This is a genomic window from Enterococcus sp. DIV0167, from assembly GCF_050541555.1.
Taxonomy (GTDB): domain Bacteria; phylum Bacillota; class Bacilli; order Lactobacillales; family Enterococcaceae; genus Enterococcus; species Enterococcus faecalis.
This window is the reverse complement of the sequence record NZ_CP172933.1, coordinates 2,628,980-2,651,729: the sequence shown is the minus strand read 5'-3', so window position 1 is coordinate 2,651,729 and position 22,750 is coordinate 2,628,980. Positions and strand designations below refer to the sequence as shown.

General features: G+C 36.5%; 21 protein-coding genes and 1 pseudogene. 21 read left to right on the top strand and 1 reads right to left on the bottom strand.

Annotation, left to right across the window (positions count from 1 at the left end):
• The first annotated feature begins 92 nt into the window (after positions 1-92).
• From IGM09_RS12730 to rpoC, 5 genes are all read left to right on the top strand, one after another.
• The gene (locus tag IGM09_RS12730; protein WP_002354768.1) at positions 93-308 is read left to right on the top strand and encodes a zinc ribbon domain-containing protein; all 216 of its coding nucleotides are present in this window, start codon (positions 93-95) and stop codon (positions 306-308) included.
• 413 nt (positions 309-721) lie between these two features.
• Complete coding sequence (gene mazE, locus IGM09_RS12725; protein ID WP_002354773.1) at positions 722-952, top strand: type II toxin-antitoxin system PemI/MazE family antitoxin; 231 nt, start codon at positions 722-724, stop codon at positions 950-952.
• The gene (locus IGM09_RS12720) at positions 952-1,293 is read left to right on the top strand and encodes a type II toxin-antitoxin system PemK/MazF family toxin (protein ID WP_002360937.1); all 342 of its coding nucleotides are present in this window, start codon (positions 952-954) and stop codon (positions 1,291-1,293) included. The genes mazE and IGM09_RS12720 overlap by 1 nt, the downstream gene beginning before the upstream one ends.
• 625 nt (positions 1,294-1,918) lie before the next feature.
• Positions 1,919-5,533 carry a DNA-directed RNA polymerase subunit beta gene (gene rpoB, locus IGM09_RS12715; RefSeq protein ID WP_002389470.1) on the top strand — a complete coding sequence of 1,205 codons (3,615 nt, stop codon included), beginning with the start codon at positions 1,919-1,921 and terminating at the stop codon, positions 5,531-5,533.
• 166 nt (positions 5,534-5,699) lie between these two features.
• Complete coding sequence (gene rpoC / locus IGM09_RS12710; RefSeq protein ID WP_002354777.1) at positions 5,700-9,353, top strand: DNA-directed RNA polymerase subunit beta'; 3,654 nt, start codon at positions 5,700-5,702, stop codon at positions 9,351-9,353.
• A 49-nt stretch (positions 9,354-9,402) separates the two neighbouring features.
• On the opposite strand, the gene IGM09_RS12705 is transcribed toward rpoC, so the two are convergent.
• A complete protein-coding gene (locus IGM09_RS12705) occupies positions 9,403-10,095 on the bottom strand; it encodes a prepilin peptidase (RefSeq protein ID WP_002424913.1) in 693 nt (230 codons plus the stop codon).
• Between the two features lie 108 nt (positions 10,096-10,203).
• Between IGM09_RS12705 and IGM09_RS12700 the strand changes: the two genes are divergently transcribed.
• The 16 genes and pseudogenes from IGM09_RS12700 (at position 10,204) to IGM09_RS12625 (ending at position 22,744) form a co-directional block, all read left to right on the top strand.
• The gene (locus IGM09_RS12700; RefSeq protein ID WP_033625216.1) at positions 10,204-11,724 is read left to right on the top strand and encodes a gluconokinase; all 1,521 of its coding nucleotides are present in this window, start codon (positions 10,204-10,206) and stop codon (positions 11,722-11,724) included.
• Between the two features lie 83 nt (positions 11,725-11,807).
• Positions 11,808-12,527 carry a DUF5105 domain-containing protein gene (locus tag IGM09_RS12695; protein WP_033625215.1) on the top strand — a complete coding sequence of 240 codons (720 nt, stop codon included), beginning with the start codon at positions 11,808-11,810 and terminating at the stop codon, positions 12,525-12,527.
• A gap of 127 nt (positions 12,528-12,654) precedes the next feature.
• Entirely contained in the window at positions 12,655-13,122 is a 468-nt protein-coding gene (locus IGM09_RS12690; RefSeq protein ID WP_002354782.1) for a Dps family protein, read from the top strand.
• A 236-nt stretch (positions 13,123-13,358) separates the two neighbouring features.
• Complete coding sequence (gene rplM / locus IGM09_RS12685) at positions 13,359-13,787, top strand: 50S ribosomal protein L13 (RefSeq protein WP_048670019.1); 429 nt, start codon at positions 13,359-13,361, stop codon at positions 13,785-13,787.
• Between the two features lie 13 nt (positions 13,788-13,800).
• Positions 13,801-14,193 carry a 30S ribosomal protein S9 gene (rpsI, locus tag IGM09_RS12680; protein ID WP_002354786.1) on the top strand — a complete coding sequence of 131 codons (393 nt, stop codon included), beginning with the start codon at positions 13,801-13,803 and terminating at the stop codon, positions 14,191-14,193.
• Between the two features lie 174 nt (positions 14,194-14,367).
• The gene (locus tag IGM09_RS12675) at positions 14,368-15,240 is read left to right on the top strand and encodes a hypothetical protein (protein WP_050588856.1); all 873 of its coding nucleotides are present in this window, start codon (positions 14,368-14,370) and stop codon (positions 15,238-15,240) included.
• Positions 15,237-15,722, top strand: a complete 486-nt coding sequence (locus IGM09_RS12670; RefSeq protein ID WP_104662195.1) for a hypothetical protein — start codon at positions 15,237-15,239, stop codon at positions 15,720-15,722. Before IGM09_RS12675 ends, IGM09_RS12670 begins: the two co-directional genes overlap by 4 nt.
• Positions 15,723-15,798: 76 nt before the next feature.
• Positions 15,799-17,151 (top strand): FtsK/SpoIIIE domain-containing protein, encoded by a 1,353-nt coding sequence (locus IGM09_RS12665; RefSeq protein ID WP_050588855.1) that lies wholly within the window; start codon positions 15,799-15,801, stop codon positions 17,149-17,151.
• Positions 17,152-17,525: 374 nt separating this feature from the next.
• Positions 17,526-17,918 (top strand): hypothetical protein, encoded by a 393-nt coding sequence (locus tag IGM09_RS12660; protein ID WP_033625213.1) that lies wholly within the window; start codon positions 17,526-17,528, stop codon positions 17,916-17,918.
• The gene (locus IGM09_RS12655) at positions 17,899-18,927 is read left to right on the top strand and encodes a replication initiation factor domain-containing protein (protein WP_104662196.1); all 1,029 of its coding nucleotides are present in this window, start codon (positions 17,899-17,901) and stop codon (positions 18,925-18,927) included. The genes IGM09_RS12660 and IGM09_RS12655 overlap by 20 nt, the downstream gene beginning before the upstream one ends.
• A gap of 15 nt (positions 18,928-18,942) precedes the next feature.
• Positions 18,943-19,224 carry a helix-turn-helix transcriptional regulator gene (locus tag IGM09_RS12650; protein ID WP_033625211.1) on the top strand — a complete coding sequence of 94 codons (282 nt, stop codon included), beginning with the start codon at positions 18,943-18,945 and terminating at the stop codon, positions 19,222-19,224.
• Positions 19,225-19,278: 54 nt separating this feature from the next.
• Positions 19,279-20,509, top strand: a pseudogene (locus tag IGM09_RS12645) (tyrosine-type recombinase/integrase).
• A gap of 19 nt (positions 20,510-20,528) precedes the next feature.
• On the top strand, positions 20,529-21,317 hold the full coding sequence (locus IGM09_RS12640) for a metallophosphoesterase (RefSeq protein ID WP_033625210.1): 789 nt from the start codon (positions 20,529-20,531) through the stop codon (positions 21,315-21,317).
• Positions 21,318-21,350: 33 nt separating this feature from the next.
• Positions 21,351-21,707 (top strand): hypothetical protein, encoded by a 357-nt coding sequence (locus IGM09_RS12635; protein ID WP_033625209.1) that lies wholly within the window; start codon positions 21,351-21,353, stop codon positions 21,705-21,707.
• Between the two features lie 28 nt (positions 21,708-21,735).
• The gene (locus IGM09_RS12630) at positions 21,736-22,278 is read left to right on the top strand and encodes a metallophosphoesterase family protein (protein ID WP_033625208.1); all 543 of its coding nucleotides are present in this window, start codon (positions 21,736-21,738) and stop codon (positions 22,276-22,278) included.
• Positions 22,279-22,300: 22 nt separating this feature from the next.
• Positions 22,301-22,744: a hypothetical protein gene (locus tag IGM09_RS12625; RefSeq protein WP_033625207.1), complete on the top strand. Its 444-nt coding sequence runs from the start codon at positions 22,301-22,303 to the stop codon at positions 22,742-22,744.
• Positions 22,745-22,750: the final 6 nt, after the last annotated feature.

Genomic DNA, 22,750 nt, shown 5'->3' with positions numbered 1-22,750 from the left:
GCTTGGTCAACTAGTGAAAAAATCCATCTTAGGATGGAGGAAAATGAAGCAGGCGTTTGCTATACTTATTTTATTGAGAAGGAGTGAGGGGAATGGAAAAGCAACAATATGTTTGTGAGAAATGTGGCAACATGCACTATGTGTCGGACCAATTTCAAGCAACAGGTGGGAACTTTGCGAAAATTTTTGATGTTCAAAATAAAAAATTTATTACAATTAGCTGTACCCAATGCGGCTACACCGAACTTTACCGCAGCCAAACAAGCGGCGGCATGAATGTCCTAGACTTTTTATTAGGTGGCGGTTAGTCAAAAACGAATGCATCTTTGCATTCGTTTTTTTGTGTGAATAGAAGATAGGGGAAAAGGAGGTCGGGCCAGAAGCGTTTAACTCCGAGAAATAAGTAGGTACGATGATTTCATCTGTTCATGCTTCACAGTGAAACATCGCAACTCTTAGAGCTGTAGCTCTTTTGAAGGCTGTACTGTGACGAGACGCATGTCGAGAAAACACCTTAGAAGTTGTTGAGATCGGAGCAACGCGTAGTGTTGCTTCTGTTCCCGCCGTTTATCAGTTTTTGAGCGTGGAGCAAAAATCCAAAGTGATTTTTGTCCCACGCGCATTATCGAATTATATAGTAAACTCAGTCACATTAAGTGTGATTTAAAATTCTTTCCATCATTGCAAAGGCATAGTATAATGAAGCGAAGGGAGTGATTTCATGCTAACAACTAAATCAAGAAGACAAGGAAGCTCGGTCGTTTTAACTTTACCCACTGATAATGGTAAAAAACCAAAAGTCGACCAAGAATATATTGTGATGTATTCTGACGACGGTACAATTACATTAGTCCCTAAAATTCAGGATCCATTTAGTGAAGGTCCAGAAGGTGAGTATTATGAAAAAGATGAGTGGCATGATCTTGCACCTGAGGGGAGAGAACTTTTTTAATGAACGTTGAAAAGAAGTACATTCCCAAAAAAGGAGATATTGTATGGATTGATTTTGATCCTGCTGCAGGTAAAGAGATTCAGAAGAGACGGCCTGGTTTAGTCGTGTCAAGATATGAATTTAATCGGAAAACCATGTTTGCTGTGATTTGCCCGATTACTTCCACCATTAAAAATATTCCCACTCGATATACGTTGCCCGATGACATAGAAACCCATGGGCAAGTAGTGATCTCACAACTGAAATCTTTGGACTTCACTGAAAGAAAATTAAGTCAAATTGAGCATTTGCCATTAAAAGATATGGCGAAAATTGACCAAATAATTGAATATATTTTCTAGTTGTTGAAAAAATGAGGTCGGGACAGAAACGTTTAGCTCCGAGAACCAAGTAGGTACTGTTCAACATCTATTTGCTTTGCAAATAGTGTTTCTCAGCAATAAGAAGGAATTTCCGAAAATTGTCATAAAACACAACGAGGAAAGAGTTGATGTTGCATGATACCTACTCGGTGCTCTTTAATTTTTGGAGAATTTCGGCTTATTTCCGAAGGAGTTGGTTCTGTTCCCGCCGTTTATAAGATTTTAAGCCTGGGACAAAAATCCAAAGTGATTTTTGTCCCAGGCTCCTTTTTTCATTAAAACCCTTTACAAAAAAACTCCTTTTTATGAAAAAGAAAACCTTAAAGAAACCCTTGACTTTTCTAGACAAAGGTAGTAGAATCTATAGAGCAAAAACTATCTGAAAGTGACGAAGCAGGAGCGAAATATTGTCCGTTCCGGTTTTTTATAGGAAAACAAAAGTAGAAACGCCAGAAAATTTTTCGGAAGCATGTTCTATTTTTGGTTTTTTTTTGCTTAAAAACTGCAAAAAATGCTTTTTGTTACATATATTTAATATATGTAACGTAAATGTAATTTTTCGGATCGGTGTTTTGATAGACTTATAACTAGAGGGGTGAAGAGCTTGGCTGGACACGTAGTAAAATACGGAAAGCATCGCGAACGTAGAAGTTTCGCACGTATCAGTGAAGTATTGGAATTACCAAATTTAATTGAAATCCAAACAGACTCTTATCAATGGTTTTTAGATGAGGGACTTCGTGAAATGTTTGAAGACATTTTACCAATTGATGATTTCCAAGGAAACTTATCCTTAGAATTTGTTGACTATGAATTAAAAGAACCAAAGTACACAGTAGAAGAAGCCCGCGCACATGATGCCAACTATTCTGCGCCATTACATGTAACATTACGTTTAACCAACCGTGAAACAGGTGAAATTAAATCCCAAGAAGTATTCTTCGGCGATTTCCCATTAATGACAGAAATGGGTACCTTCATCATCAACGGGGCAGAACGTGTTATCGTTTCCCAATTAGTTCGTTCTCCAGGTGTTTACTTCCATGGAAAAGTGGACAAAAACGGCAAAGAAGGTTTTGGCTCAACAGTCATTCCTAACCGTGGTGCATGGTTAGAAATGGAAACAGATGCGAAAGACATTTCTTATGTTCGGATTGACCGCACACGTAAAATTCCTTTAACTGTGTTAGTTCGTGCTTTAGGTTTCGGTTCAGATGATACCATCTTCGAAATTTTCGGCGACAGCGAAAGCTTACGCAACACAATTGAAAAAGATTTACACAAAAACGCAAGTGATTCTCGTACAGAAGAAGGCTTGAAAGACATTTATGAACGTCTTCGCCCAGGCGAACCAAAAACAGCAGATAGCTCACGTAGCTTGTTAACTGCACGTTTCTTTGATCCAAAACGTTATGATTTGGCAAACGTTGGTCGCTACAAAGTTAACAAAAAATTAGACTTAAAAACACGTCTATTAAACTTAACCTTAGCGGAAACGCTAGTTGATCCAGAAACTGGTGAAATCATTGTCGAAAAAGGCACGGTTTTAACACACCAAATCATGGAAACATTAGGCGAATACATTGACAACGGCTTAAACAGCGTAACTTACTATCCAAGTGAAGATGCGGTAGTAACTGAACCAATGACAATCCAAGTGATTCAAGTTCTTTCACCAAAAGATCCTGAACGTATCGTAAATGTGATTGGTAACGGCTATCCAGACGACAGCGTAAAAACAGTTCGTCCAGCAGATATCGTTGCTTCAATGAGCTACTTCTTCAACTTAATGGAAGATATCGGCAATGTCGATGACATCGACCACTTAGGTAATCGTCGTATCCGTTCAGTAGGCGAATTATTACAAAACCAATTCCGTATTGGTTTAGCCCGTATGGAACGTGTGGTTCGTGAAAGAATGTCTATTCAAGACACAGAAACATTGACACCACAACAATTAATTAACATCCGTCCAGTGGTAGCAAGTATCAAAGAATTCTTTGGTTCTTCACAGTTATCACAGTTCATGGACCAAACAAACCCATTAGGTGAGTTAACCCATAAACGTCGTCTATCAGCCTTAGGGCCTGGTGGTTTGACTCGTGACCGTGCCGGTTATGAAGTTCGTGACGTTCACTACTCTCACTATGGTCGTATGTGTCCAATTGAAACGCCTGAGGGACCAAATATCGGGTTGATCAATAGTTTATCTAGTTATGCGAAAGTGAATAAATTTGGTTTCATCGAAACGCCTTATCGCCGTGTTGATCGTGCGACAGGCCGTGTTACTGATCAAGTAGATTACTTAACAGCAGACATCGAAGACCATTATATCGTAGCGCAAGCGAACTCACTTTTAAATGAAGATGGCACATTTGCCAATGATGTTGTTATGGCGCGTCTACAAAGTGAAAACTTAGAAGTTGCCGTAGACAAAGTTGACTACATGGACGTTTCACCAAAACAAGTAGTCGCAGTCGCAACAGCATGTATTCCTTTCTTAGAAAACGATGACTCCAACCGTGCCTTGATGGGTGCCAACATGCAGCGTCAAGCGGTGCCGTTAATTCAACCACGCTCTCCGTGGGTAGGTACAGGTATGGAATATAAATCAGCCCATGACTCAGGTGCTGCTTTACTATGTAAACATGACGGTGTCGTAGAATTCGTCGATGCAAAAGAAATTCGCGTTCGTCGCGACAATGGCGCATTAGACAAATATATGGTTACAAAATTCCGTCGTTCTAACTCAGGAACAAGCTACAACCAACGCCCAATTGTTCACTTAGGTGAAAAAGTTGAAAAAGGCGATACTTTAGCGGATGGACCTTCTATGGAAGAAGGCGAAATGGCTTTAGGGCAAAACGTCTTAGTTGCCTTCATGACATGGGAAGGTTACAACTACGAGGATGCCATTATCATGAGCCGTCGTTTAGTTAAAGACGATGTCTACACTTCTGTGCATATTGAAGAATATGAATCAGAAGCACGTGATACAAAATTAGGACCTGAAGAAATTACCCGTGAAATTCCAAACGTTGGGGAAGACGCGTTGAAAGACTTAGACGAAATGGGGATTATCCGCATTGGTGCTGAAGTTCAAGATGGCGACTTACTAGTTGGGAAAGTCACACCTAAAGGGGTTACAGAATTATCTGCAGAAGAACGTTTATTACACGCAATCTTCGGGGAAAAAGCCCGCGAAGTTCGTGATACGTCTCTCCGTGTACCTCACGGTGGCGGCGGTATCGTTCATGATGTGAAAATCTTTACTCGTGAAGCTGGCGATGAATTATCACCAGGTGTCAACATGTTAGTTCGTGTCTATATCGTTCAAAAACGTAAAATTCACGAAGGAGATAAAATGGCGGGACGTCACGGAAATAAAGGGGTTGTTTCCCGTATTATGCCGGAAGAAGATATGCCATTCTTACCTGACGGAACACCTGTTGATATCATGTTGAACCCATTAGGGGTACCTTCTCGTATGAATATCGGACAAGTACTTGAATTACACTTAGGTATGGCTGCTCGCCAATTAGGTATTCACGTCGCAACACCTGTTTTCGATGGGGCAACCGATGAAGACGTTTGGGAAACTGTTCGTGAAGCTGGTATGGCTAGCGATGCTAAAACAGTTCTTTACGATGGACGTACAGGTGAACCATTTGATAACCGTATTTCCGTTGGTGTCATGTATATGATTAAATTAGCCCACATGGTTGATGACAAATTGCATGCTCGTTCAATCGGACCTTACTCTCTTGTTACGCAACAACCGTTGGGTGGTAAAGCTCAATTCGGTGGACAACGTTTCGGGGAAATGGAAGTTTGGGCACTGGAAGCTTACGGTGCTGCTTACACATTACAAGAAATCTTAACTTACAAATCTGATGACGTTGTCGGACGTGTGAAAACATACGAAGCCATCGTTAAAGGTGAACCAATTCCAAAACCAGGTGTGCCTGAATCATTCCGAGTATTAGTGAAAGAATTACAATCACTTGGTTTAGACATGCGTGTCTTGGACATTGAGGAAGCTGAGATTGAGTTACGCGATATGGACGATGACGATGATGATTTAATCACCGTTGACGCACTAACCAAATTTGCGGAACAACAATCAGCGAAACAGCTGGAAAAAGAAGCAGAATCAGTCGTGAAAGAAGAAGCACAAGACGTTGTTCAAGAAATTGAAACAGCCGAAGACAGAGACTAATTTGTCGCTACCACTCTGATGAGTTGATTCAACTGCGACTTTGTTGCAACTGCGCAAGCCATTACTTGTTCCAAGTGTCGTCAGACCTTCTTTCAAGTGATGCTTGCCATTTGCTAACAAGTTGCTGACTCAGCTTCTCTAAATAAGGAAATGGAGGGAATTCCTTTTGATCGATGTAAATAAATTCGAAAGTATGCAAATAGGGCTTGCTTCACCAGAAAAGATCAGAAGCTGGTCTTATGGGGAAGTTAAAAAACCCGAAACAATTAACTACCGTACATTAAAACCCGAACGTGAAGGGTTATTCTGTGAACGCATTTTTGGTCCAACCAAAGACTGGGAATGTGCTTGTGGTAAATATAAACGTATCCGTTATAAAGGTATTGTCTGTGACCGTTGTGGCGTTGAAGTCACTCGTTCAAAAGTACGTCGTGAACGTATGGGACATATTGAATTAGCCGCACCAGTTTCACATATCTGGTACTTTAAAGGAATTCCATCTCGGATGGGTCTTGTTTTAGACATGAGCCCTCGTGCATTGGAAGAAGTCATTTATTTTGCTTCATACGTTGTCATCGAACCAGGTGACACAACATTAGAGAAAAAACAATTGTTAACGGAACGCGAATATCGTGAAAAACGTGAACAATATGGCCAAGCCTTCAAAGCTGCTATGGGTGCCGAAGCCGTGAAACAATTATTAGATAACGTCGATTTAGATGGCGAAGTTGCGCAATTAAAAGAAGAATTGAAAACAGCTTCTGGTCAAAAACGGACACGTGCCATCCGTCGTTTAGACATCTTAGAAGCCTTCCGTGCCTCTGGTAACCAACCAAGCTGGATGGTAATGGATGTTATCCCAGTTATTCCACCAGATTTACGTCCGATGGTTCAATTGGAAGGTGGTCGTTTTGCAACAAGTGACTTAAACGACTTATACCGCCGTGTTATCAACCGTAACAACCGTCTAAAACGTTTATTAGACTTAAATGCACCAAGCATCATTGTTCAAAACGAAAAACGGATGTTACAAGAAGCGGTCGATGCTTTAATAGATAATGGTCGTCGTGGCCGTCCAGTTACTGGACCAGGTAACCGTCCATTGAAATCTCTTTCTCACATGTTGAAAGGGAAACAAGGTCGTTTCCGTCAAAACTTACTAGGTAAACGTGTTGACTATTCTGGTCGTTCCGTAATCGTCGTTGGTCCGTTCTTAAAAATGTACCAATGTGGTTTACCAAAAGAAATGGCGATTGAATTATTCAAACCATTTGTAATGCGTGAATTAGTACAACGTGAAATTGCGACAAACATTAAAAATGCGAAACGTAAAATCGAACGTGGCGAAGATGAAGTTTGGGATATCTTAGAAGAAGTTATCCAAGAACACCCAGTTTTACTTAACCGGGCACCTACGTTGCATAGATTAGGGATCCAAGCTTTCGAACCTGTTCTTGTTGAAGGTCGTGCGATCCGTCTTCACCCATTAGTTTGTGAAGCCTACAATGCCGATTTCGATGGAGACCAAATGGCGGTTCACGTGCCTCTAAATGAAGAAGCACAAGCAGAAGCTCGTATGTTAATGCTTGCTGCCCAAAATATCTTGAACCCGAAAGATGGTAAACCAGTTGTTACACCATCTCAAGATATGGTCTTAGGTAACTACTACCTAACAATGGAAGAAGAAGGCCGTGAAGGGGAAGGCATGATCTTCCGCGACATGAACGAAGCTGTTTTAGCATGGCAAAATGGCTACGTGCATTTACACTCACGGATTGGGGTTCAAACAACACTTTTAGGTGACAAACCATTTACTGATTGGCAAAAAGAACGAATCTTAATCACCACAGTTGGTAAGATCATCTTTAACGAAATCATGCCTGTTGAGTTCCCTTACTTGAACGAACCAACAGACTATAACTTAACTGTTCAAACACCAGATAAATACTTCGTAGAAGCTGGTACAGACATTCCTGCACACATTAAAGAGCAAGAATTAGTTTTACCATTCAAGAAGAAAAATCTTGGAAATATCATTGCTGAAGTCTTCAAGAGATTCCACATTACGGAAACCTCTAAAATGCTTGACCGCATGAAAGACTTAGGTTACAAACACTCAACTTATGCTGGGATGACGGTAGGGATTGCCGATATCATGGTTCTTCATGAAAAACAAGCAATCATTGATGCTGCCCACAAACAAGTTGAAACAATTACTAAACAATTCCGTCGTGGTTTAATTACTGATGACGAACGTTATGAACGTGTAATCGGCGTTTGGAACGGTGCCAAAGACGAAATCCAACAAAAACTGATCGAAAGTATGGAAGCTCGTAACCCAATCTTCATGATGTCTGACTCTGGAGCCCGTGGTAACATCTCCAACTTTACACAGTTAGCTGGTATGCGTGGTTTGATGGCCGCTCCGAATGGACGAATCATGGAATTACCAATCATCTCAAACTTCCGTGAAGGACTTTCTGTCTTAGAAATGTTTATCTCAACTCACGGGGCTCGTAAAGGGATGACCGATACGGCCTTGAAGACAGCCGATTCAGGTTACTTAACACGTCGTTTAGTTGACGTTGCCCAAGACGTAATCATTCGTGAAGACGACTGTGGCACTGACCGTGGTCTTGAAATCGAAGCAATTCGTGAAGGTAATGAAATTATCGAACCATTAGACGAACGTCTATTAGGTCGTTATACACGTAAATCAGTTGTTCATCCAGAAACTGGTGCAATCATCATTGGTGCGGATCAATTAATCACTGAAGATCTTGCAAGAGAAATCGTGGACGCTGGTATTGAAAAAGTAACCATCCGTTCTGTCTTTACATGTAACACAAAACATGGTGTATGTAAGCACTGTTACGGACGTAACTTGGCAACTGGTTCTGACGTTGAAGTCGGAGAAGCAGTTGGTACAATTGCCGCTCAATCAATCGGGGAACCTGGTACACAGTTAACCATGCGTACGTTCCATACCGGTGGGGTTGCCGGTGACGATATCACGCAAGGTTTACCTCGTATCCAAGAAATCTTTGAAGCACGTAATCCGAAAGGGCAAGCAGTGATTACAGAAGTAACCGGTGAAGTTATCGATATTTCTGAAGATCCTGCCACACGTCAAAAAGAAGTAACCATCAAAGGAAAAACAGATACACGTACCTATACTGTCCCTTACACTGCACGTATGAAAGTTGCTGAAGGCGACATCATCCACCGTGGTGCACCGTTGACAGAAGGTTCAATTGATCCAAAACAATTATTACAAGTTCGTGATGTTTTATCTGTTGAAAACTACCTATTACGTGAAGTACAACGTGTTTACCGTATGCAAGGGGTAGAAATCGGCGACAAACATATCGAAGTAATGGTTCGTCAAATGTTACGTAAAATCCGCGTAATGGATCCAGGTGACACTGAAATCCTTCCAGGAACATTAATGGACATCGCAGAATTTAAAGACCGTAACTACGACACATTAGTTGCTGGTGGCGTCCCTGCTACTAGTCGTCCAGTTTTACTTGGTATTACCAAAGCGTCATTGGAAACAAACAGCTTCTTATCTGCTGCATCCTTCCAAGAAACAACACGCGTGTTAACAGATGCTGCTATCCGTGGCAAAAAAGATCCATTACTTGGATTGAAAGAAAATGTTATCATTGGTAAAATCATCCCAGCTGGTACTGGTATGGCTCGTTACCGTAACATGGAACCAAAAGAAGTTGGCGTAGCTAGCGAAAACGTTTATAGTATTTCAGACATTGAAGCACAAATGGCTGCTGAAGATGCGATGAAAAACATCAATAAATAAACCCTAAAAAGCCGTAAGGAGCATGCTCCTTGCGGCTTTTTTTTATTTGCTATAAGCAACTGATTGTGAGTAAGCCCAAACTTAAAAAGGGGACAAAAGGAAGTGTCTGTTCAACTGGATACCCCAAAAATTTACAGCTGTAGCCATAGATTAGGCCATAACTACTGGCAAAAAATAGTAGCATCAGTAACTGAGGTACCTGTAAAAAACAGCCCCACAAACCCAGTAACAAAAGATCCCCTCGCCCCATGGCTTCCGGAAAATAATGTAAGACGGCTTGGAAAAAACAAAAACAAAAAAGACCAGTCAGTAAGTAAAACGAATGCTGACCCGCCACTTTCAGTAAGCAAAGCACAAAAAAACTAGGATAAAGAATCTTCGGTTCAACCACTAAATACCAGTAATCAATCAAGGATAATGTGAAAGCACTCGTCAGCCACCACCAGAGAATCAAAGCATCAATCGTCAGGCCAGCTGAAAAACAGCTTGCGGTTAAGCCGCCCATGACAAGTTCTGCTAAAAGATAACTCTTAGCTACTGGCTGTTGACACTTTCGACAACGAAAGCGCTGCAGCAAAATCGAAACAACTGGAATTAATTCATAGAGTTGTAGAGGCTGGTGGCAACCTTGACAGTGGGAAGGGGGCCACCACAGAGAACGCCCTACTGGTAAGCGCTCCGCCACTAAGCATAAAAAAGAACCGAAACAGGCACCAATCAAAAAGAGACTCAAGAAAAACATAGGTTACCTCCTTAAAAATAAACTACGCTTTTTTTAAACTTTTTCGTTTGACTAGACAAATCTTTTTTTGTTAGGAATAATAAAAGAAACAAGAAATGAGGGAATCAAATGGAAAAATTAGCGATTGGTGTCGACGTTGGCACCACGCAAGCCAAAGCAGTGGCTTTTCAAGCAAATGGCACAGTCGTAGCTTCTAGCTATGTGCGTTATCCATTAATTCAAGAGACTGAAGGAATGGCGGAGCAAGACCCAGAAACGCTGTTCCAAGCTGTGGTGAACTGTATTCGAACCGTCACACAGCAAGTGAAGAATCAACCAATTGGGCTCATTTCTTTTGCTTCAGCGATGCATGGCTTAATTGCCATGGATGCGCAAGGACGCCCATTGACCCAAGTGATTACTTGGGCTGATACACGAGCATCTGATTATGCGGAAGCGTTAAAAGAAACGCCAGCGGCCCAATTGTTTTATCAATTGACAGGCATGCCAGTTCATCCAATGGCGCCTTTGTACAAGATTCGCTGGCTGCAGGAAAATCAGCCAGCCGTTGCGCAGAGCGCGGCCAAGTTTATTGGGATTAAGGATTACATTTTTTACCGTTTCTTTGGCGAATACTGGACAGATTATAGTAGTGCTTCAGGAATGGGTTTATTTAATATTCACACACGGCAATGGGAATCGTCGATTTTAGCGTATTTATCTATTGAGGAGGAACAGTTGCCAAAAGTTGCCCCGTCAACGTTCATTTTTCCAGCGTTAGCGCCTTCTTGGCAAGAGATGCTTGGTGTTGAGGAGGAAACGGTTTTAGTTCTTGGTGGCGCGGATGGTCCATTGTCTAATTTAGGTTTGGGAGCGCTAGGAATGGGTGTAGCGACTTTGACCGTTGGTACGAGCGGCGCACTTCGGTATATTGTCGAGGAACCTTTTTTGCATCCGCAAGGTGAAACGTTTTGTTTTGCTCTAGATGAACAGCACTGGGTGATTGGTGGCGCAAGTAGTAATGGTGCAGTTGCGTTAGATTGGGCGAGCCAAACGATTTTTGCAGAAGAACGTCAGCAAGCTATCCAAAACGGGACCGATCTCTATGACCCAATTATGGCCAAAATTGCAACTGTGCCAGCCGGGGCAAATGGCTTACTGTTTCATCCTTATTTGCTAGGTGAACGAGCACCGCTGTGGAATGCAGAGGCGAGCGCAAGTTTTATTGGCTTGCGCAAAAATCACCATGCCGGACATTTAGCTCGAGCGGTGGTGGAAGGCATCTGTTTCAATTTAAAAACCATTTTAGAAGATTTGAAACAACTCGGTGGACCCGTTCAGGAGATTCGAGCGACAGGCGGCTTTGCTGATTCCCCTGTGTTCCGTCAAATCATGGCTGATGTGCTGGGAGAAACGTTATCGTTCACTGATAGCACCGAAGCTTCGGCATTAGGCGCTGTTTTGCTAGGTTGGCAAGGCTTAGGGCAGTTACCAAATTTACAAGCAGCGGCGCAACAGGTGCTGATTCATGAAACGGTCACGCCACGGGCGGATCAATTGCTAGTTTATCAAGAACTGTATCCTGTTTTTCAAGAAACCCAACAAGTTTTAGCACAAAGTTATCAAAAATTAGCAGAATTCCGCAAATAATTGATAGTAAATAGCTTTGACAAATGGCTGAGAAGTTGCTTAACTAGAAGAGAGACGAAGACTTGAGGAAATGAGGATGAGGAATGAAGAAACAGCTACTACCACTATTTCTGTTATTCATTGGGGCGTTAGCAAGCTGCAGTGCACCGTCTCGTTCCGGCGAAAAAGCAGCGCAACAGTTGGTAGATTACTTTATTTATCAAGAAAAGCCAGCGACATTCTCTCAAACTTTTCGTGAACCGAAAGTCTTGGTGGAGCATTTGCAGACGAGCCGTCAACAGTTCCAGAAGCAATTTTTCAATAGCTTAAAAGAAATGAACGCTGAAGTCACCGAAACTGAAGCCCAGAAGCTTAGCGCAGAATTACTGGCTCAAGTGAAGAAAAAAGCGTCATATCAACTAGTAGCCACAAAAGAATTGAATGGGCAAGCGACAATCACTTTTCAGATTAAGGGCTTAGATTTTGTGACGGCGATTGAAGATACAACCACTGCTCTTCTTCAGCAAACGCAACAGGCGACACAAGCGCTAGACATGCAGCACACGTTAGACGTTTTAAAAAAAGAAATCCAACAAATCAATGTCAGCCATGAGCCAGTTGAACTGCCATTAACGGTTAAGCAAGTAGAAGGACAATGGTACTTGCCGGCAGCGGAGCAACTGAGACTGAATCAGTTTTTTTTAGCTTTCGTCACAGGAAAAGAAGATACTGACCAGTTGACAGAGGCACTCGACACGATCCTCACTCAAGCGGAACAAAAAGTCGTCACTGCGGATGAAAAAACAGCGATTTCAGGAAATTAATTAGATTCTTAATTGTAATTATTATAATTTGATAATAATTTTAAAAAAGAAAGGTTTTCAGTGTACTTTTTTCACAATTCATATTACACTAAGAGTGTAGAAATAATATTTAGGAGGATGACAAAGAATGAAATTTGAAAAAACAAAAGAAATTTTGAACCAACTCGTTGCAGATTTAAGCCAATTTTCCGTGGTAATTCATCAAACACATTGGTATATGCGTGGACCTGAATTTTTAACACTTCACCCACAAATGGATGAATACATGGATCAAATCAATGAGCAATTAGATGTTGTTTCAGAACGTTTAATCACATTGGACGGCTCTCCATTCTCAACATTGCGTGAATTCGCAGAAAATACAAAAATTGAAGATGAAATTGGTAACTGGGACCGCACCATTCCAGAACGTATGGAAAAATTAGTAGCAGGCTACCGTTATTTAGCAGACCTTTACGCAAAAGGAATCGAAGTTTCTGGTGAAGAAGGCGACGACTGCACACAAGACATTTTCATCGCAAACAAAACAGACATCGAAAAAAATATTTGGATGTTACAAGCCAAACTTGGCAAAGCGCCTGGTATTGACGCATAATTTAAAACAACTCCCAAAGCCGCTGACGTTGACGTTGGCGGTTTTTTTCTGTTTAAAAGGCACGAAAAAATAAGTGAAAATCTATTTTCTGAAAGCGCAGAAAAACATTGACTTTATCAGTGATTGAAGGTAAAATATTAAATGGTATTGTTTGCCCCACAATGAGCCCCGGAAACTCAAGTGTATGTCAAACATCGAAAACAAAATTGGAGGAAAGAAACGTGCGTACAACATATATGGCCAAAGCTGGCGAAGTAGAACGTAAATGGTACGTAGTAGATGCAACAGATGTTCCTTTAGGACGTCTATCAGCAGTTGTTGCTTCTGTACTACGTGGTAAAAATAAACCAACATTCACACCACATGTGGATACTGGAGATTTCGTAATCGTAATTAACGCTGATAAAGTAAAATTAACAGGTAAAAAAGCTACAGACAAAATTTACTACCGTCACTCAATGTATCCTGGAGGATTAAAATCAGTGACTGCTGGTGAATTACGCGACAAAAACTCTCGCCGTCTTATCGAAACTTCTGTAAAAGGTATGCTACCTAAAAACACTTTAGGACGTAAACAATTTACTAAATTGAACGTATACGGTGGAGCTGAGCATCCACATGCTGCACAACAACCAGAAGTATTAGATATCACGAACTTAATTTAAGGAGGGAAATTCATTGGCACAAGTACAATATAGCGGCACAGGCCGTCGTAAAAATGCAGTTGCCCGCGTACGCTTAGTACCAGGTACTGGTAAAATTACTGTAAACAAAAAAGACGTAGAAGAATATATTCCACATGCTGACTTGCGTGAAGTTATCAACCAACCATTTGGCGTAACTGAAACAAAAGGCGCTTACGATGTAATCGTAAACGTAAACGGTGGTGGCTATGCTGGACAATCAGGAGCTATCCGTCACGGAATCGCTCGTGCATTGTTACAAGTAGATCCTGACTTCCGTTCTGCTTTAAAACGCGCTGGGTTACTTACTCGTGACGCACGTATGGTTGAACGTAAAAAACCAGGTCTTAAAAAAGCTCGTAAAGCTAGTCAGTTTTCAAAACGTTAATATATTCTATATATCAACATTTCAAGACATTTTCCATTTATTTGGAAGGTGTCTTTTTTTGTATTTTGGGACTACAGTTGGGACGTATAATATGAAAATAAAAAATATATGCTTGCTTTTTTTTAAAATTATAACGTATATTTGTGTTAACACAAATAAGAGAGAAGGCTCGATATGGATATACAAAATTGGTTAGAAAATTTTGAAAAAGAGAGTTGGAATTGGGACTTTAAAAAATGCTATGCTCCAGAAAGCAATGATGATGATGGGATTTCTTTATTTTTGAAATACAAATTAGGACTATTGATCGATAACGCTCATTCTCTAAAATATACTAAAATATTTGATGAAAAATATATCGGTATCAATGGTGACTGTGACAAAGAAGTATATCCTATGTATAACTTATTAGAGTGGCAAATAGAATTTGATGACTCCATACGTGGAGAAACAATGAATTCATTCACAACAACTTTTCATAAAGCTATTATTTTATCAAAAAATAAAGATGAAATATATGAAGAAATAAGAGTTAATAAAAACAAATATTTAAGAAATCAGTATGAAGTGCTATTGAAAGATAAAAACTATCAAAAATTTTCTATAATAAAGAACAATTTAAAAGAGTTTGAATGTTTTGCTCAATTAACACATACGATTGGAAATTTTACTGTTTTACCTAACTGGATGAACACAGGAAGAGGAGGAAGTTTTACAGTATTAGATTATTGGGATTTAACATTACAAAGTTTCTATGATTTTTTATTACCTTTAGATGCATGGGAATCATTCGTAGAGAAATATTATCTACATTCATTTTTAGATAAATCGTTAAAACCAGTTGAATTTTGGGACGGTCATTTTAGTGGATATGCGAAAATTAATGATGAATCTCAAATAGAACAATTCCTTTTTAGAGTGAATAGAAGTATCACTGAGAGAGGAATATATATAAAAAGAGAGTTAAATAATGAAAAAAATAGTGAGTGGCCAAGAAGTTCTGAAGAAATATGGACCAAAGAAAATAAATTGGAGGATTTATTTTGACAAGAGTAAATAAAACCGTTCGTTTAGCTTATGAAACTAAACTATGGATAGACGAATTAATTAATTATAAGGAATTGGAATTACGAGAACAGATGAATGATGGACTTATTCAAAATTTAGAAAAAAAGTTATTTGATATAAGTCCTAATGTATTGAATGGTATTTCTTGCAATATAGTCTTGAAAGTAACCAGTGGTAGCGTAATAGAACAAGCATATAGAAATACGAAACATTATTCTTTGGAAGATTGGAGCAAAATCCAAAAACTAATGAAAAGAAAGTTATCGGAAGTAGACTTTTCAGAGGAAACAACAGTTACGCCAAGATTATATATAGATGATGAAATTTTAAGTGAGTTAGAAACTTATCAAGATACTTGGCGTTCTAAAGAACCAGGTAAAAGATTAATAAGACTTAGTTATGTAATAAAGTTAGTAGTATTTGCAGAGTACTATTCTAAAGTTGAAGGAAAAAATATTTAGGTTTAACGACTTAAATATTTTTTTAAAAAACATTTTGTGTATTTGTGTTAACACGTAATTCAGAAAGAGGTTTAGAATGTTTATAAAAGATGAATGGATAGAGGTCGTATATCCTAGAAAATTGAAACTCAATTGGAAAATAATTTATATATTTATTTTTATGCTAAATATTATTTTATTGAATATGTTTAAAGGTTTATCATGGGTATTTTTTTTAATATTAAGCATAGTGATACATCATCAAATCATAAAAAAGATTAGACAGAGAAAGAATAATTTTAATGAAATAATTGAAAAAAATATTATCTATATGATTGAAAGCCTAAAACTATATGACGAAGATTATTCAGAAGTAACGAGAAATGGAAGAATAGCTAAAGAAAAATTTATTAGTCGAGCTATTCGGATATTTTATAAAGTTGATAAAAATAAGGTTAGTATTCGTGTGTATCGTGATGGCGATAGATTTACTAAAGTATCATCTTCAAAAGACTTTTCTGAAACGCTAGAGGCGACTATGGGAATGGAACTGGAAAAAGTATTAAAAGAAATGCCTTATATTGATTTTATTTTCTTAAAGTATAGAGATAAAAGGATTGAGGTTTCCAGTGGTGTAAAGCTCGCTAAAGGAACAAAAATGAGAATTACTGAAACCTTAGTATTTGATATATCTAAAGTTAGTCATGGTTTAACTATAGGTTCAACGGGTTCAGGAAAGAGTTTTTTTATAAACTCCAAAATTTTAGCATATTCGCAAATGTCAGATATTAAGTTTAACTCTTGGAATGGAGCTGATATTAGGATATGTGATCCAAAAGCTAGTGATTTATATTTATATAAATTTGTGACTGGATTTGGTTCTGAAAAAGTAGCGTGTGAACCCAATCTAATAGCGAAGATGGTAAGAGAAGTGTCTGAGTTGGTAGAACAAAGGTATAGAGAAATGTTTAATGATATTTCGGCATTTGGTAAAACATTTGTAGATTTCAAAGGGTATCCTCCTGTAGTGCTATTCATAGACGAATATGCAGCGTTGATGAAAACAGTTGATAAGAAGACTAAGGAAGAAATAGAAAAATATTTATATAACATTGTTTTAAAAGGTCGAGGATGTGGTGTTTTTGCAGAAATAATTTTACAAAGACCAGATACTACTGTATTAAGTGGTGCTATTAGAGATCAATTACAAGTTAGAACAGGTCTTTCGAATTTATCTCAAGATGGTAGGCAAATGCTATTTGGTTCAACTGATATTGAATATAGAACAGTAACAATTAAAGGAGGTGGCTATATTTTTATTGATTCAGTTACAGAACAACCAGTTTATTTTGAAACGCCATTTATTGATAAAAATTTTGACTTTTTAGGAGAAATAGAAAAAATAAATAGTAGTAGATTGAGTAATGAGAAAGTGAATAATATGGAATAAAAGACAAATTCCGTCATGTTTTTGTTAAGTTTATGTGGCGTTCCTAACGCCAAACGGAGTGGCAAATAAACTTAATGAAAATATGATGGCTAGTTGGCGAATTTTGCCAACATAAAAAAACAAAATTAAGCTTATCACCCAGTGAGTAACACGGGTGTATCTAACTCAAATTGATTTTCTGTACTTAGCTATATAACTAAGAGTTAGGTGATTTTTAGAATCCCGAATGTTGGGGTGATTAAATAACAAAAGGATGGTAAATATGACAAAATTAATTTTAAAGAATTCAAAGCTACAGGCTTTAAATGATAGTGAAAATATTAATATTGGGGAATTAAAATTTGAAATGAAATCAATTTAAAATTCCTAAAAGTATGGTTGTACAAAAAGAAGGTTTAACGACTAGAATTGTTAAGGAAAAAAATGCTGTAGGTGAATTAGTTGAAACAGGTCAGTATAATATTTTCTTCGAAGTGTATGATCGCTCTTTTATTGAATTGATTCTTGAAAATGGTGGAACTGAAATTGGCTCTCCGATAACAGTTGTTGTTGAGAATCAAGATAGTATTCCTATTTTAGACACTTATGAAGATGGAGAGTTTATTCCTATTACATTTGAAAAGATGAGTATTTTACCTAAAAAGATACAAAAGAAACTTTTTGTCGGTCAAGGAAAACCTATGGCAGAATCTTGGGTTTTTGACGATGTAAAAGTTATGTCAGAAAATTTTACTCTGGGTAATACTGTTGAAAACAAAGGAAAGTAATGAATGTTTGATTGATTATTTAAGATTTTCAATTCCTGAAAGTACTGTAAAGGATATTGCAGAGAATATATTGTGTATTTCTATTTTTGAATTTACAAATGAAATAAAAAGTTCTCCATACCCTTCATATACTGGATGTTATAGTTTTGCTAATATAAATATCCATAATTCAGAAAAGCATAGTAGTGTTTTAGTTGATATGTCAGGCAAGGGTTGTAGACAGTATGAAGAATATATGTCTAGTGCAAAGGGATGGCATTGGCAAGCTTTAATTGAAACAATAATATGTTCAGAAGGAAAAGTTACGAGAATTGATTTAGCATTAGATATATATGATTCTTCAAGTCCTTCTGTTAAAGTTTTACAAGATTATGTTAAAAGAGGTCAATTATCAAGTAAAAGTCATAAATTTATGGAAATCAATAGTGGTAGAATTTTAGATGGTAAACTATTAGGTTATAGTTTATATATTGGTTCAAGTCCACAAATACTAAGAATTTATGACAAGAAACAAGAACGATTAGATAATAATGATGAGGTAGTTTTAGTTGATAAATGGGTTAGATGGGAGCTAGAAATTACAGAAAATAAAGCAATGCAAGTAGCTTATCAAATCTCTAGTAGTAAACCATTAAATACTATTATTAAAGGTATTTTATCAGCGCATTATAGTTTTAAAACACAACAAAAAGGGAAAAAGGATTTTCACAATAAAAGCAGACTACCAAATATGAAATGGTGGGATAAATTTATTAATGATGTTGAAAAAATACCTTTAAAAATTGTAAGAGAAAAAATCACTCTAAAAGAAAAGAAGCAATGGATAGAAAAATCAACTGTTAAATCTATCAGTATGATTTATGAAACTTTTAAGCAAACATATGGAGAACAGTATGCTGAAATGTACTTAAAGGAATTAATCTTAATGGGAAATAAGAAAATAACAGATGCAGATAGAACATTAATAGAGCAGAGAATTTTAGAAATTTTAAATGAAGAAAATTATTAAGAAGGTGGTGTTCCAATGAGTGAAGTTAAAATTATTTTAGAGGATAATCAACTGAATAATCTTCGAATGGTGATTTATGATTCTTTGGTTGAAGAAATTGGAAAGGCTCGAAAAGATGTAGGGTTAGAGCAAAGATATTTAAAGAAAAAAGATTTGTGCAAGTATCTCCATGTTTCTAATAATACGCTTGATAAGTGGATAGAACTTGGTTTACCTAAAATATCTATTGGTGGTTCAATTAGATATGACAAATGTGCTGTAGATGATTGGATTAGTCAATCGTTAGAAACTATTTAAAATAAAGCTGGAGTATATTAAGTATGTTTCAGCTTTTTAATTGGAGGTAGTAAAATGGCAATTACTAAAAATAAAAACGGAACTTACAGAGTAGAAGTTTATTATCCTAAAGAAGTACAAGAAATTACTGGTGTAAAAGGAAGATATAAAAAGACCTTTAAAACTCTTAAAGAGGCTAAAGAAGATGAAAAAAAGATATTAGAAAAAATACAAAGAGTTATACAAGAAAAGAATTCTAGGGCATTAGAGATAAAAGGAAATATTAAGTTTCAAAAATTTTATGAAAAAACATGGTTAGATATGTATAAAACTGGTTCAACAGGAAGAACTAGACAAATACCTAGTAGTGTAACAATTCAAAATACAGAAGATATATTTCGAATTCATATTTTACCAATGTTTGGCGATTACTCGATAAAATGGCTTAATGAAAATAAAGAATTTGTTTTGAGACAACTAACTTCCTTATCTCAAACGTATGCTAATATAAAAGTTGTAAAAGGATATGTTAATCAAGTTTTTGAAATGGCAGAATTACTTGATTACATTGAATATAATCGAATAGAAAAAGTAATAAGATATGTTTCAGCTCCTAAAAAACAAAAGTTAAAAGAAGAGCGTGAACTGGTTGGGGGAATCAATGACGGCTCGAGAACTTATTGAATGGTTAGACGTGGTAAATAAGGAATACGATGAAGGTATTTTAATTATGCAAGATTATGTTTTATTTATGCTTACATTGAATATTGGGGATCGTAAGAGTGAAAGTTATGCTTTGCAGTGGAAACATATAGACTTTGAGAATGGTTATATATTATTAACACAAAATTTATCAAAAGTTGGAAAGTTAAAGTCAACAAAAGGTAAGAAAAATACCAAAATTGCAATACCTTCATTTTTGATAGAGTTACTAAAAGAATGGAAAGAGTATCAAAAAATAGAGCTGAAACAAATTGATATTAAACAGACTAAGGAACAATTTCTATTTACTTATGTTAATGGTAAAGGAGAAATTAATGTACCAGTACATATTGATTATTTGAATTATCGTTTGAATTCAATTCGTAGAAGAAATCCTGAATTAGTAAAATTAAATCCTCATAAATTACGACATACTTATTCAACCCTGGCGAGAGAAGGAGGAGCGTCTATGAGTGAAATTTCAGAGGCTCTAACACATTCTGACACTAAGATAACTGAAACGTATGTAAATACTCCTAATGTAGTTAAATTATCAATGTACGAGAAATTTGAAGGTAGATTGAACGAAGAGCGTAGAAAATGATGTTAGAGGGGAGCATAATATGAAGACACTGTTAGTTGGAGATTTACATTTAAAAGCACGTCTAATGTTACCAATCATAGAAAGAAAAACATATGAATTAAAATGTAAAAGAATCATATTTATAGGTGATTACGTGGATGACTACTTTCAGGAATTTAATGTTGAGCTATTTATAAATGATTTAAATTATTTATTGAACTGGAAACGAAAAATGGAGTCTAAAGGAATTAATTGTATATTTTTATTAGGTAACCATGACGCAGCTTATTTGACTAATCAACCTAGAGCGTATTCTTTACAAGATAAAAATTTCTTTATAAAGACTCGCAATTTGTTATTTGAATTAGAATTACAAGTAGCTTTTAGATTAGATTATTATTTAGTTAGTCATGCAGGGTACTGTGAGGGAATTGAACCTGAGGAATGGCATTTCGATAAAATAAATAGAGAATATATATCTAGAATAGATGAATTAGAAAAGAATGTGGGAATTTCCAGAGGAGGAAGTATGTTTTTAGGTTCTCCTATATGGGCAGATTTTACTAGGGATCTTCTAGTGTATCCAAATCCCAATTATTTATGTCAAATAGTTGGACATACTCCAGTTAATAAAATTGAGTTAACTAATAATTTAAATTTAATAGGAATAGATACTTTCAATATTCATCCAACAAAAGTAGTTACAAATATTGCTTTCTCAGGAGATGGCGATTTATTGGCTTACGATGATGGTATGCTAGAAGTTATTCCAACGAACTGGATTTCAGCAGATACGTTGAATCAGTTCATCAATTATCGTATATATTAATAATTAAGTGAAAAAATGAGAGGGGATTAAATTATGTGTAAAATTGGAATATTTTTTATTATAAATAATAATGAGATTATTTCAGATTCAATCTCTTATGACGAAGGGAGATATTTAAATGGTTTATATGATAGTAATGTAGACCATTGGCGTTTATTTGATTCTCTTTCTTATAAATTTAATACAGACGATTATATTGAGGTGCCTCGAGGAAGAGTGATATATAATGAAAGCAATGACAATAGTATTATTTATTTAGATAAGTTCTTTTTATCAAATGATGAAGTACTAGATAAAATTATTGAAGTGTTTAGAATAAAAAAATATGTATTGAAAACAGATACTCATTATCAATGTCCAAATTGTTTAGAAGATATTTGGAAAGATTAAAAATTGAAAATTCTTAAGGAGAAAGTAGATGAAATATTTTATAGCTGATACTCATTTTTTTCATGAGCCAATTATTGAATTTAGTCAACGTCCTTTCAAAGATATAGATGATATGAATAATCAATTAATAAAAAATTGGAATGATACTGTAACTTCTACTGATGATGAGATTTATATTTTAGGAGATTTTATGTATCAATGTACAGGAGAAAATGCCAATAGTATTTTAAAGCAGTTACGTGGGAAAAAATATCTTATAAAAGGAAATCATGAAGAATATTTAATTGATAAGAATTTTAAAAAACACCATTTTGAATGGGTAAAAGATTACTATACGTTCATATATAACAAAAGAAAATTCGTGTTATTTCACTACCCTATACTAGAGTGGGAGGATTATTATAAACATTCAATTCACTTATATGGTCATGTACACAGTAATAAAGTTGATTTTTTTAATAGAATGTTAGGAATAAACGCAGTTAATGTAAGTGTTGACATGATTAAGTATAAACCAATAAGTATAGATGATATTATTAGAATTGTGAATGAAAGAGAAATGACATTATAAAAAATAGATTGGGGAAGATAGAATGAAATATTTATTATTAGATATAGACGATACAATTGCTCCGTTAAAAGTTGGTGGTCCTAATATGGTTATTATTGACAGTATGGGAATGGAATTAGCTATTCCTCAATATATAGCTGACTGGCTAAAAAAAGCATCTGAAAAGCAAATCAAAATTTTTTGGTGTACTGACCGTCCACCTATACTTGGTTCGTTAATTGAGAGGACTATAGGTTTTAAAACGGAAGGACAATTACAATTCTATAATACAAAAGCTTATGAATGGAGTAAACTTTACGGAATCATAGAATTTTGTAATGAACATGAAAATGATTTAGTAGTATTAGCTGATAATCTCGTGGAAAGAATGACTAAGGGAGTAAATCTACCAAATAATTTAGTAACTGTTTTACCATCAGATGCGACATTAACTATTGAGGATTTGAAATTAATTGATAGTCTGTAACAAATA

What these genes read in the sequence shown, in the direction of transcription:
- IGM09_RS12730 (WP_002354768.1), top strand. Translation starts at nt 93, where the DNA reads ATGGAAAAGCAACAATATGTTTGTGAGAAATGTGGCAACATGCACTAT.
- mazE (WP_002354773.1), top strand. Translation starts at nt 722, where the DNA reads ATGCTAACAACTAAATCAAGAAGACAAGGAAGCTCGGTCGTTTTAACT.
- IGM09_RS12720 (WP_002360937.1), top strand. Translation starts at nt 952, where the DNA reads ATGAACGTTGAAAAGAAGTACATTCCCAAAAAAGGAGATATTGTATGG.
- IGM09_RS12705 (WP_002424913.1), bottom strand. Translation starts at nt 10,095, where the DNA reads ATGTTTTTCTTGAGTCTCTTTTTGATTGGTGCCTGTTTCGGTTCTTTT.
- IGM09_RS12700 (WP_033625216.1), top strand. Translation starts at nt 10,204, where the DNA reads ATGGAAAAATTAGCGATTGGTGTCGACGTTGGCACCACGCAAGCCAAA.
- IGM09_RS12695 (WP_033625215.1), top strand. Translation starts at nt 11,808, where the DNA reads ATGAAGAAACAGCTACTACCACTATTTCTGTTATTCATTGGGGCGTTA.
- IGM09_RS12690 (WP_002354782.1), top strand. Translation starts at nt 12,655, where the DNA reads ATGAAATTTGAAAAAACAAAAGAAATTTTGAACCAACTCGTTGCAGAT.
- rplM (WP_048670019.1), top strand. Translation starts at nt 13,359, where the DNA reads ATGGCCAAAGCTGGCGAAGTAGAACGTAAATGGTACGTAGTAGATGCA.
- IGM09_RS12675 (WP_050588856.1), top strand. Translation starts at nt 14,368, where the DNA reads ATGGATATACAAAATTGGTTAGAAAATTTTGAAAAAGAGAGTTGGAAT.
- IGM09_RS12665 (WP_050588855.1), top strand. Translation starts at nt 15,799, where the DNA reads ATGTTTATAAAAGATGAATGGATAGAGGTCGTATATCCTAGAAAATTG.
- IGM09_RS12660 (WP_033625213.1), top strand. Translation starts at nt 17,526, where the DNA reads ATGGTTGTACAAAAAGAAGGTTTAACGACTAGAATTGTTAAGGAAAAA.
- IGM09_RS12650 (WP_033625211.1), top strand. Translation starts at nt 18,943, where the DNA reads ATGAGTGAAGTTAAAATTATTTTAGAGGATAATCAACTGAATAATCTT.
- IGM09_RS12640 (WP_033625210.1), top strand. Translation starts at nt 20,529, where the DNA reads ATGAAGACACTGTTAGTTGGAGATTTACATTTAAAAGCACGTCTAATG.
- IGM09_RS12635 (WP_033625209.1), top strand. Translation starts at nt 21,351, where the DNA reads ATGTGTAAAATTGGAATATTTTTTATTATAAATAATAATGAGATTATT.
- IGM09_RS12630 (WP_033625208.1), top strand. Translation starts at nt 21,736, where the DNA reads ATGAAATATTTTATAGCTGATACTCATTTTTTTCATGAGCCAATTATT.
- IGM09_RS12625 (WP_033625207.1), top strand. Translation starts at nt 22,301, where the DNA reads ATGAAATATTTATTATTAGATATAGACGATACAATTGCTCCGTTAAAA.